This is a genomic window from Leptolyngbya sp. FACHB-711 (assembly GCF_014695615.1).
In the GTDB taxonomy this organism is placed as follows: Bacteria; Cyanobacteriota; Cyanobacteriia; order Elainellales; family Elainellaceae; genus Leptolyngbya_A.
Map to the genome: position 1 here is coordinate 1 of NZ_JACJOR010000548.1, position 11,407 is coordinate 11,407.

General features: G+C 51.1%; 11 protein-coding genes. 4 read left to right on the top strand and 7 right to left on the bottom strand.

The features are described 5' to 3' along the window. Window positions 1-80: 80 nt before the first annotated feature. On the top strand, window positions 81-410 hold the full coding sequence (locus H6F80_RS27340; protein ID WP_190794675.1) for an ArsR/SmtB family transcription factor: 330 nt from the start codon (window positions 81-83) through the stop codon (window positions 408-410). Window positions 411-420: 10 nt separating this feature from the next. Here the strand turns inward: H6F80_RS27340 and recJ are convergent, their stop codons facing one another. Together recJ and H6F80_RS27350 are read right to left on the bottom strand one after the other, a co-directional pair. Continuing rightward, complete coding sequence (recJ, locus tag H6F80_RS31485) at window positions 421-3,453, bottom strand: single-stranded-DNA-specific exonuclease RecJ (protein ID WP_518523668.1); 3,033 nt, start codon at window positions 3,451-3,453, stop codon at window positions 421-423. Between the two features lie 41 nt (window positions 3,454-3,494). Then, complete coding sequence (locus tag H6F80_RS27350) at window positions 3,495-3,923, bottom strand: hypothetical protein (protein ID WP_190794676.1); 429 nt, start codon at window positions 3,921-3,923, stop codon at window positions 3,495-3,497. A 246-nt stretch (window positions 3,924-4,169) separates the two neighbouring features. Here H6F80_RS27350 and H6F80_RS27355 point away from each other — a divergent pair, with 246 nt between their 5' ends. Continuing rightward, window positions 4,170-5,204, top strand: coding sequence for a cysteine hydrolase family protein (locus tag H6F80_RS27355; RefSeq protein WP_190794677.1), 1,035 nt, complete (start codon window positions 4,170-4,172; stop codon window positions 5,202-5,204). 26 nt (window positions 5,205-5,230) lie between these two features. Beyond that, a complete protein-coding gene (locus H6F80_RS27360; RefSeq protein ID WP_190794678.1) occupies window positions 5,231-5,533 on the top strand; it encodes a hypothetical protein in 303 nt (100 codons plus the stop codon). Between the two features lie 6 nt (window positions 5,534-5,539). Here the strand turns inward: H6F80_RS27360 and trhO are convergent, their stop codons facing one another. Beyond that, window positions 5,540-6,406, bottom strand: coding sequence for an oxygen-dependent tRNA uridine(34) hydroxylase TrhO (gene trhO, locus H6F80_RS27365; protein ID WP_190794679.1), 867 nt, complete (start codon window positions 6,404-6,406; stop codon window positions 5,540-5,542). Between the two features lie 306 nt (window positions 6,407-6,712). Between trhO and H6F80_RS27370 the strand changes: the two genes are divergently transcribed. After that, a complete protein-coding gene (locus tag H6F80_RS27370) occupies window positions 6,713-6,931 on the top strand; it encodes a hypothetical protein (protein ID WP_190794680.1) in 219 nt (72 codons plus the stop codon). 130 nt (window positions 6,932-7,061) lie between these two features. Here H6F80_RS27370 and H6F80_RS27375 read toward each other — a convergent pair whose 3' ends face one another. From H6F80_RS27375 to H6F80_RS27390, 4 genes are all read right to left on the bottom strand, one after another. Beyond that, the gene (locus tag H6F80_RS27375) at window positions 7,062-7,547 is read right to left on the bottom strand and encodes an allophycocyanin subunit alpha-B (protein WP_190794681.1); all 486 of its coding nucleotides are present in this window, start codon (window positions 7,545-7,547) and stop codon (window positions 7,062-7,064) included. Between the two features lie 375 nt (window positions 7,548-7,922). Beyond that, window positions 7,923-9,512 (bottom strand): DEAD/DEAH box helicase, encoded by a 1,590-nt coding sequence (locus tag H6F80_RS27380; RefSeq protein WP_242067599.1) that lies wholly within the window; start codon window positions 9,510-9,512, stop codon window positions 7,923-7,925. Between the two features lie 104 nt (window positions 9,513-9,616). Next, on the bottom strand, window positions 9,617-9,994 hold the full coding sequence (locus H6F80_RS27385) for an EamA family transporter (RefSeq protein ID WP_190794682.1): 378 nt from the start codon (window positions 9,992-9,994) through the stop codon (window positions 9,617-9,619). Window positions 9,995-10,054: 60 nt separating this feature from the next. After that, the gene (locus H6F80_RS27390) at window positions 10,055-11,122 is read right to left on the bottom strand and encodes a zinc-dependent dehydrogenase (protein ID WP_190794683.1); all 1,068 of its coding nucleotides are present in this window, start codon (window positions 11,120-11,122) and stop codon (window positions 10,055-10,057) included. Window positions 11,123-11,407: the final 285 nt, after the last annotated feature.

Here is an 11,407-nt window from a genome sequence, read left to right on the forward strand (position 1 = left end):
GTCTTAGCTGTCAGCACGAAGATGAATGCTTTAGGATAGAGGCTATATCAATAAAGCTTCATAAGATACGGTGAATCCGAATGGTTAAGGCAGTCTCTTCTCCTTCTGAACTGGTTGTGGCTGGCTTTCATGCACTCTCAGAACCATTGCGCCTCAAAATCGTGGAGCTGCTGCGGGAGAATGAGCTTTGCGTTTGTGACCTCTGTGAGTTGCTGGATGTGGCTCAATCGAAGCTGTCGTTTCATCTCAAGACCCTGAAGGATGCAAGCTTAGTGCGATCGCGCCAGGAAGGACGCTGGATCTACTACAGCTTGAATCTGCCGCAATTTGTTGTCCTGGAGCAATACCTCTCGGAGTTTCGCCGCTACAGTCCCATTCTGCCTGCTCGTCCCTGCCCGGACAAAGACTGAGACATTTAGGCTAACCACCCCCTAAAATAAACGATCGCAATAAATCAAATTGCCAGGAATACAGGCAAGCATCAGCATCTAAAGCAATGATTTGAAGCTGATCGATCTGACTCAGAATCGAAGCGGCTTGGGGATGCAGCAGCCAAAAAGCGATCGGGGTTTGCCATTCTGCCAGGAAAGCGTGAATTGTCTGGCGATCGGCTTCGTTCACTTCATCAGAGATTACATCGTCGTACCAGTATTCCTGAGGATATTCAGGAGAACACAAAATCTCTTCGCGCAGCACAGACCATTCGTTCGCTAGAAAGGGAGGCAGGTGATGAATTGCGGGGCTTACAGGGGGTACGATCGATGCGAGCGGAGTTCTGCCATTTCGACCGAGGAAAGATTGCTGAAGTCGATCGAAAAAAGGCTGCACGATTTCGCGTTCGAGCAGTTCAGACAGGCGTAGCCCGGATGCAGAGAAATCGATCGATTTTGCATTGGTTGAAAGCAGGTCTGCTTGATAGGCTTCTGCCGGATCGATGGAAATAATTTCGCGCTGCGCTCCAGCAGAGAGCACCGTCGCCAAAGCCGCGATTTGACCTTCAGAATTTGGGACAGGCTGCTTGAGAGCAGTCGAACTCGGAGAGACACGGATCACCGGAGCGGAAACGGCAGGCGATAGCGCAGAAACCTGACTTAGCTTTTGCTTCAGCGATTCGACTTGCTGTGTCAGCAGAGTAATTTGCCGATCCTTTTCCTGAAGCAACTGGTCTTTCTCGGCAAGCTCGACCGCGCAAAGAGCCGATCGCATCAGGTTAAAGTAAAACGCCTGAGCCAAATCAATCGCCTGCCCCGTTGCCTGACTGTCGCCCATCCACCCCTGCTGTCGATCGGGGTCGATCGTGAGCAGTTGTTCTTCAGCATTGCGAATTTTAAGTTCGCGTCCTGTTCCTGTTAGAGATTGCTTAATACAGCAAACGTACTGGCGATGATTATAATCAAACGGAATAAATGAAGCGTCTGCCAGGTCATTCGCCGAATCGTATTTTTGATGAACGGTTTGATCAGCCTTTCGGGTAGAAGATTGATTATCTGATGTGTTAGAAGTTTTATTCACGCAATCGTTTACAGGTTGATCCAATAACGAATTAACAGATAACGCGATCGATTTCAGTTTACCGTTCGCTTTAACGCCTGCTTTCTGAGATGAACCGACCTCTACAGGTATTTCTGATTTTTCTGATAAATCGAGCTTTGTTTCGCTCGGGGCAAAGGCATCGGCTAAACCCAGCGATAAGGGATCAGTCTTCATTTCTACGGGACGAACACCGACCAGCTCTAGCTCGATCGACTGAACGCCATTCCAATCATTCAACCGCAAACGATAAGCAATATCCACCCGATCTGGAAGCGGGTAGAATTCTCCCCATCGCCAAGCCAGGGCTCGAATGCCCATTGTCGGATCATCTGCCTCTGCTAGCGTCATTTTCAGGTGATTTTTATCGCGTCCGATCGTCTGCTGCTCAATCACGCGCACATTGGGTGTCCAGAAAACCGGATCGGGGTTTTCAATGCCACAGGGGTGCAGAGCATCAAGCTGTTCGTAGAGGTGATGACTCAGGTCGCGGAAGTTTGCCTGCACGTCGATCGTCACCAGGGGCTTGAGGTGCTGCGGTTGAAGCTGATTGTGGGCAAATAGGCGCAGTCGCGATCGCATTTCTTCCAGGTGAGCTGCCTTGAGCGAAAATCCGCCTGCCGCCCGGTGCCCGCCAAACTTTTCGAGAATATCGCCGCAAAACTGCAACGCCTCAAACACATTAAATTCAGGAATGCTCCGCGCCGAACCGCGAATCTGCTGTTCCGATTCCTCTTCATAAGTTCCAATAAACACGGGCACACCGTACCGCTCTACCAGCCGCGACGCGACAATGCCAATCACGCCATGATGCCAGTTCGGCTGCACAATCACCAAAACCCGCTCCTTTTGCGGCTGAAATCGAGTCTGCTCACACCAGGCGATCGCTTCCTGCTCGATCAATTCACACAGCTTTTGCCGAAGCTGATTCACCTGCTCACATTTCATCGCCAGCTCTAACGCCCGTCCGTCTTCCTCGGTTGTCAGCAGCTCGATCACGATTTGCGGGTCAGCCAACCGCCCGATCGCATTGATCCTTGGACCCAGGCGAAAACCGATCGCCTCTGGCTTCAGTGCCTTTTCGTTGCTCAAACCTGCGACCTGAACAAGCGCCTCAATGCCCGGATTGCGCGAAGTCGGCAGTAGCCTTAGCCCCCGTTTCACCCAGCGACGATTCACTCCCGTCAGGGGAGCCAGATCCGCGATCGTCCCCAGCGTAAACAGTTCCAACAGCGGCGTGGTGAGATCCTGCGTTTTTTGCAGACATTGCGCCAGACAAATCGCCAGAATATAAGCAACCCCAACGCCAGCCACCCCTCGATACGGCGAATCTTCCCGAATTAGTTTCGGATTCAAAATTGCATTCGCATCGGGCAGCGTCGGCGGAATATCGTGATGATCGGTCACAATCACTGCTAAGCCCAATTCCCGCGCCAGGGCGATCGGCTCATGAGCAGTAATGCCGTTGTCCACCGTGAGAATCACGCTCACCCCTTCCTGGTGAAACTCCTCGATGATGCGGCGATTAATCCCGTAGCCTTCCTGCATACGGCTGGGAATCGCGTAGTCTACCACCGCTCCCAGGTAGCGCAGTGCCCGCATTAGCAGAGCCGTACTGGTCATGCCGTCTGCGTCATAGTCGCCACAAATCGCAATAAACTGTTTGCCAGAAATCGCATTGAGCAAAATCTCGATCGCGATCGTCAAATCGGGAAAATCGTCCAGCGGCGAAGGCAAAAACTGCTGCTCTGGCTCTAGAAACTCACGCGCTGCTTCAGGCGTAGCAACACCGCGATTGATTAGAATTTGTGCCACCAGCGGCGAAAGCTGGAGCGACTGCCCAAGCCGGGATGCACGATCGGGCTGGGCTTCTGCAATTTGCCAGCGTTGAATCGGATAGCGAGAGGAACGGGAAGAAGGCACAGGAATGATTGCTCGGCTGTAGTGAGGAACGACGATTGAAACTACAAAATCGAAACTTTGCCGTCATTTTCGATGTAAATCGATCGATCGCCTGGAGGACGACCCCCCGGACGAATTTCGATTCTAAGGGTATTTGGGGTTGGGCGAAACAGGATCGCGCTAAGTGGTAACGAAGTTTCATCCCAGAACACAACGGAGATATTTGGTTCGGTGCCAAAGTTGGGGTCAAGCTCAAGCTCCTGCCCCGGCAAAATTGGCACAGGACTTGTTCTAAAAACCTGCTCCACCAGAACCAAGCTGGCAGTTTGATTCACCATTTGCAAGCGAATTCGCTGCCCCGGCACAAACTGAATCTGCCTCGCCCGACAGTTTGCCGTACAAGTCTGCGAGATTGCCGGAAGCATCGTTCCCCCCAGCACCATCACCCCGATCGCCAATCCCCCCAGCACCTTCTTGATCATTTTGATCATGATTCTGCGCTAACTCCCACTTACTTAAGCATTGTGAACCTGATTCTGCTGCTTAAATATAAATACTTATGTTCTACCGCATCTTGGGACGATCGCATCACTTTCTGTATTTCTCAACTTTTCCTCTTTTCTCTCATCCACCCACCAACTCATCTATCCACCAACTCAGCCACCCATCACCCCACCCCCTACAATCGCCCCAACCCCTACAATAAATAAAACCCCGCCACTCCCGGAGTTTACCGAATGAACCTGCTAACCCAACTCCCCCTCCCTCCCCATTTCGATCGCCGTCATGTGGATGGAGTCTGGCGAGTTCCCTATCAAGCGCGGGCAACTGAGGCAAAAACCTGGGTAAAACAGCATGGAATTCCGCCTGCCGGGTCCGATCGTCATCGTGTGGGGCTGCTGCTGATCGATGTGCAGAATACCTTTTGCATTCCCGAATTTGAACTATTTGTCGGTGGGCGATCGGGTTTGGGCGCAGTAGAAGACAACATCCGCCTATGTGAATTTATCTATCGCAATCTGGCAGCCATCAGCGAGATTGCTGTCACGATGGACACTCACATGGCAACGCAGATTTTTCATCCTGTATTCTGGATCAATGATGCAGGGGAGCATCCTGCCGCGATGACCATGATCTCACTCAGCGATGTCGAAACAGGCGTCTGGAAAGTTAATCCAGCAATTCTGAATTACATTGCTGGAGGAAATCTCAATCGTTTGCAAAACTACGCGTTGCACTATGTCCGTCAGCTTCAGCAGAACGAAAAATACCTGCTGACTATCTGGCCCTATCACTCAATGCTGGGTGGAATCGGACACGCGATCGTTTCTGCTGTCGAAGAAGCCTGTTTTTTTCACGCGATGGCGCGAGACAGCCAAACCTACTTTGAACTCAAAGGCAACCATCCCCTGACCGAAAATTACTCGGTACTGAAGCCGGAAGTCACCCATGATCATGAGCAAGAGGCTATCGGCGAAACCAACCATGCCTTTCTGCAAAAACTGCTGCGCTACGATGCCCTTATTGTGGCAGGACAAGCAAAAAGCCATTGCGTCGCCTGGACGATCGAAGACTTGCTCAGCGAAATTGAAGCAATTGATCCTGCGCTCGCGCAAAAAGTCTATCTGCTTGAAGATTGCTCGTCTCCAGTCGTCGTTCCTAATGTCATAGACTTCACTGACGCCGCCGATGCTACCTACCAACGCTTTGCCAATGCCGGAATGCACCGCGTCCAATCTACTGAAGCGATCGAGTCCTGGCTGAAACTCTAACCTCCTCATCCCTTCATTCCCTCACCATGTCTCTCCTAAAACTTCTCCCTACCTTCCTGCTCACCAGCACAATTGTCGCTCAACCTGCCCTGGCACTCCCGCCCCCCGAAGACCAGCCCGAAGAAGTACTGCGAACTGAAGTGATCACCGAAGCGCGATCGCCTGTGGACGGAAAGCCCTTGACGGCAAGGGAATACGCCGAGCTGCAAGCCAGAGAAGAAGCCGCACGAGAAAATTTGGCAACGGTTTCGCCGGAGGTGCGTCGGGTGGTGAATCTGCTGAGGTTGCGCCGCACAATTCGGACGTTCTTTCCCTTCCTGATTCGGTGAGATGACTTAACGCTGTTGGCGTTTTGCCCGTTGGCGAGCCCGTTTTTCGGGGGTGAGGCGATCGATACAGTACGGGCAAGAAATCCCCGCTTCATAATCAGCAGAGGCTTTGTCAGCTTCTGAAATCGGATGACCGCAGCTCAAACACATCTCATGGGTTCCCGGTTCCAAACCCTGCTGCACTGCCACTCGCTGATCAAACACAAAACATTCGCCCTGCCACAGGCTCTTCTCTGGGGGCACTTCTTCCAGGTATTTCAGGATGCCGCCCTTCAGGTGATACACTTCCTCAAAACCTTGTGCCAGCAGGTAGGCAGTTGCTTTTTCACAGCGAATTCCCCCCGTGCAAAACAGGGCGACTTTCTTGTGCTGGGCAGGGTCAAGCTGCTGCTCAACGTACTGCGGAAACTGCCGAAACGTTGCCGTCTCAGGGTTTTTCGCGCCCTGAAATGTGCCGATATCAACTTCGTACTGATTGCGCGTATCCACCAGCGTCACTTCTGGATTGGTAATCAATTCGTTCCAGTCCTGCGGTTCCACATACCTTCCCACCTGCTCAGTTGGGTCAACTTCGGGAATTCCTAGCGTTACAATTTCCCGCTTCAGCCGCACTTTGAGCCGATCGAACGGCATCTCATCTGCGATCGATTCTTTCTGTTCTAAATCGGCAAAGCGATCGTCCGACCGTAAACCTGTTAATACCGCATCAATTCCCTGGCGCGTTCCCGCGATCGTTCCATTGATTCCTTCGGCTGCCAATAGAATTGTGCCGCGAATTCCCTGAGCCAGGCAAAGTTCGAGCAAAGGCGATCGAAACTCAGCATAGTCGGGCAGCTTGACGAATTTATAAAAGGCAGCAACAACGATCGACATAGGGTGAAGTGAAAGATTGCCAAAATCTATCCTAGCTTCTCAAGCTGGCATTAAACGTGCCTTTGTAACGTAGCGCATGAGCTTCAGGAGACCTGCGGCATCAATCAAGGCTGCATGAATCAGAGCTGCATTCGTCAGGCAGGAAATATCCGTTTGTAGGAGAGCGATGTACTTTAGTAATCTCTTCCACCTGAAGGAGGAAAAAAGAAGAAAAACGAAATACCTATTCCTTCTTACAGAATCAAGTGATGACTGCTCAAATCTAGAATCAGAGCAAACAGACAAATCATAAAAGGAAAAAATTAAATGACTTACTCTCCGAACCTTGATCCGGCGATCGATCCAAATACTTCTCCCTACACCAATCCCAATCCGGCTCCGGTGATTGACCCCAATCTTGACCCCTACACCGACCCCAACTCTGAACCGAGGGTTGACCCTAACACTGAACCTTACACCGATCCGCGTCCAGAGCCGATGATCGACCCGAATACTGCCCCTTACACCAATCCAGAAGTCCGCTAATGTCCTGCTGATTTCCTGCTTGATCTAAATTTCCAGCATCTGAATTTCCAGCATTCAAAAAAAAGGGCAGGCATTACACCTCCCCTTTCACAAAATAATTAAACTGAAGAATTGAATTTGCTGCGGGCAATTAAGACATGGATTGAATGATGTAGTCGAAATAGGGAGCTGCGGCTACGCCATCTTCCTGGCTCAGCAAGGACAGCGATGCATTCTTCAGGCAGCGAATTGACTCCGCCATGCCCGGAACCGGAACACCTAGGGAGTTGTACATTTCACGCACACCGATTAAACCAATTTTTTCGATCGGCTCTTTGTCGCCTGCCAAGACTCCGTAGGTAATCAGGCGCAAATACCAGCCATAGTCGCGCAGACAGAGGGCACGCTGCTTGTCACCGTAGGCATTGCCGCCAGGAGCGATAAAGTCAGGGCGTTTCTTCCAGAGTTGCTTACTGGCTTCCTGGACGATTCGCTTTTCGTTTTCTGCTAAAACGCCAGCAATCCGAACACGCTGTTCGCCAGTTTGTAAAAAGTCTTGAATACTGTTAAGTTCACCGCTGCTGGGGTAACGGAGTTCTTCATCAGCGTTGAGAATAACTTTGGTTACTACACTCATAGTTATCGGGTAATTATTGGGGATGACGATCGGTGATTCTGCTATCGCAGTATTGTATCCAGTTTGGGTGTCTGAAGGAAAGAGTGCGATCGGTAATTCGTCCCTGGGGATTTGGGATTTGGCATTGCAAAACTGAGGGTAATTAAAGGTTTCCTGGCCTTGATCCAGAGTCTTGATCAGGCGAATAGGCCTGTCTCCAAACTTGTCTCAAAACTTCATTAAGATTAATGCGTGATTCAGGCAAAAAGACCGACCTTCCCTGAGCCTTGCATCAACCCCAACCCCCTGCTTGCCATGCCCCGATCGTCAGTTCCAGCGTTCGCAATTCCGAATTACCCATCTCGAACTTTGAATTCTAATTGAACTTTAAATGAATTACCGCCACAACAGTTCGGGTTCGCTCTGGTCACCAAACTCCTGCTGAAATTCGTCAAACACCCAGGCGATCGGCTTTCCCTGCTGCTGCTGAATGCGGGCCAGATAGTTTCGGTAAGCGGTCATCTCTTGTGGAGTGGGGTTAATGCCAAAAATTGAGCCGAGACACCAGTGTGGTTCTGGTAGATAACCGTATTCTCGATAAAAAACGTGCTTTGCCCAGTTAGGAGCCGCTCCTTCCCGATAAGCCTTCTGACGCTGCTGCCGAAAAAACGCAATTTGCTGTCGCAGTTCTGCCTGCCGCAACACTTCCTCGCTGTGAACTTCGACCAGTTCCTCGATGTGAACCTGGGCTTCGGTCTCCCACCGATGGCCACATCCGGGACAGGTCATGACAAAGCCCCACATCAGGCGGTTGCAGTCGGGGCATTGCTTGGTCGGCTGCGGTTCATGGGTTCCTGGCTCTTTTTGAGTCGGTAGGGAATATGCCTTGATGTCTTCTGGAAATCCGAGCCGCTTGAGATTATTTGCCTGATCAAGAATAATTCCGTCAGTTTTGCCTGTCTTAGGCGAAACTCGCAAAACCCGCCCTACCTGCTGATAGTGGAGCGCACGCGATTGAGTCGGACGCAGCAACAGCCCTACTTCAACGCTCGGTTCATCAAACCCGATACTGATCACATTACAGGAGGTCAAAACAAGCAGTTTTCCTTCGCCCAATGCCCGGTAGAGCCGCCGCCGTTCTCGGATTGGGGTACTGCCATCCACCACAGCAGCAGCAATGCCAGAGGCTTTAAACGCTTCAGCAACGTGGCGAGCGTGTTCCACATCCACACAAAAGGCAATTGTGCGTTTCCCCGGTGTGAGCCGCTGCCATTCTTCAACAATTCTTTGAACGAGTTCAGGACGATCGCAGGCATTCTTCAAATCGCGCTCATCGTAGTCGCCGGCGATCGTTTTTACGCCATCGAGATTAATTTGGCTATCGGGAGCAACCCCGTAATACTGCATCGGAGCCAGATAGCCCATTTGCTGAAGCGTTGACGGCACGGGCGATGCTACAAAAGTTTCCATGTGATCGCCCAACTGCTCTCGCCCAATACGGTAGGGGGTTGCAGTCATGGCGAGATGCACGGCTTTCGGGTGAGTCTGGTAAATTATCTCTTGCCCAATTTGGCTAAATACCGTGGTGTGTCCTTCGTCAAAAAACACGACGTTGGCTTTCCAATCGCGCCACCACGATCGCTTCTCCATCGTTTGAATGCTAGCGATTTGAATAGGAGCCTCCGGGTCTTCTTTCCATCCGGCTTTGATAAACCCGCAACGCAGCCCAAACGCCTGCATCTTCTCGTAGGTCTGCCCCACTAGCACATCCAAGTGCACCAGAAACATTAGTCGCAGCCCGCGAGCGACCGTATCTGCACAGATTTTGCCGCCAATCACCGTTTTGCCTGCCCCAGTTCCGGCAATAATGGCAATCCGTCGATGTCCCTGCCCCAACTTTACATAGAGATCTTTAATCAGCTGGTTCTGGTAAGGACGAAGCGTAGGAGGCTGCAACGGGGCTTGCGGCGGTTTCAAGTGCGTCAAAGTTTGCTCCTGCAACAGTACAAACGAATTGATGAGGCATTAAATTTTACAGCATCTTTTGCTGATCCGAGCAAGCCTTTAGTCAAATCGTCAGGATAAGAGTTTCACCCCTGCGGCTTCTGCCAAATCACCAAAATCACTCCGCAGACAATCAGCCCTACGCCAATCACACGGGCGATCGGGATTGTTTCACGAAACACAAAATAGCCCATAATGACTGCAAACACATAGCTCAACGCAATTGCCGGGCCCGCGATACTCAAATTCACCCGCGTCAGCAGCAAAATGTAGGCGATCGCCCCCAGGGCGTAAACCACTAAGCCACCGACCAGCTCAGGAATCGTGACAATTCCCAAAACATGACTCATTGCGTTTTCTGCACTCACTTTGCCCAGCTTTAAGGCACCTGCTTTCAGCAAAAACTGACCGATCACGCTCGACAGTACCGCCCCTACAAGTAAGGCAAATTCGCTTAGAGCCACAGCAATCTCCTCGGCTTTGTTCTTCAGTAGTTTACCAGCAGAGCTGTTTTCTCTTTGCGGTTATTTCTTCGCCAATTCTGCTTCCGGGTAGATCAAAATCTTCAGGGTTTCCGGGGTAGGAGAGACGGCTTTCTCGACCGCTGCTGACAAATCCTTGAGCGAGAATCGATCGCTCACCAGCGCATCCACATCAATTCGCTGGCTAAACACAATATCTGCTGCCAACGCCTGCACTCGATAAGAGGAGCTATAGCTGCCCATCAGGTCAATCTCGCGTCGATACAAAATATTTGGATTAATCGGGATTTCCAGCTCATCAGGGAATTCTGCAAAAAAGAGAATCTTGCCGCCTTTGCGAGTACAGTCAAGCGCCTGGAAAAAGGCTTTTTCGCTCGGAACCGCCAGCAAACTCACGTCTACGCCCATGCCATTGGTTATTCCCTGAATCTGGGCGGGCAGGTCTGGATCACGCGCATCGAATGCCGCCGTTGCTCCCACATTTAGAGCTTTCTCAATACGAGAAGGAATGAGATCGGTGGCGATTGCCTTTGCCCCAAAATAATTCACCAGCATGATAAACATTAAGCCGATCGGACCTGCTCCGGTGATCAGCACTGTTTGCCCCGGCTGAATTTGCGCTTTTTTGACGGCTTTCAGGCAGCAATTCGTCGGCTCCACAAAGCTGGCTTGCTCAAACGTAATATTGTCCGGGATTTGAATCAGTCCACCATTTCGCACAATATGCCCCGGCACTTTCACATAGTCCGCAAAGCCGCCGCCACTTGGTGCAAAGCCAGCCGTGGTGGAAATGTTCTTATACACATCGCACATCGAGAAATTTTCGTTCAGACAATAGGCGCAGTGCATACAGGGAATGTGATGCAGCACCACCACCCGCTGACCGACCGCCCAGGATTTCACCTCAGAACCCACTTTGGCGATCGTCCCTGCCGTTTCATGCCCAAAAATACGCGGCGGTTCATAGAGGGGATAGCGAATCTTTTTAATATCCGACTGACACAGCCCCACCACATTGACCTGCACCAGCACTTCATCCGGCGCAATTTCAGGAATGGGAACCTCTTCGTAGCAAAGCTGATTCACTCCGCGAAATACCTGTGCTTTCATCGCTTCATACCTCTAGCGTCCCTGCGAAAACTTTACCATTTTCAGGGGAGGCGATCGGCTAAAACTCTTGAGACGACTCTTTTCTCTTTTCGCAGGCGCTTCCCAGTGCTGACAATGGGCTATCCAGCACTAAAGACATATTCATTGACCGTCTCTGCAAGCATGGAGATCTTCTACATCCATTGCAGAGAAATTGAGTTGATCAGGGCTAGATAAAGGCTACACCGCTCCCTGGATTACCTTTTCTCCTTCTCGCTTTTCCGTTTCCAATTTTGCCTCTTCTGC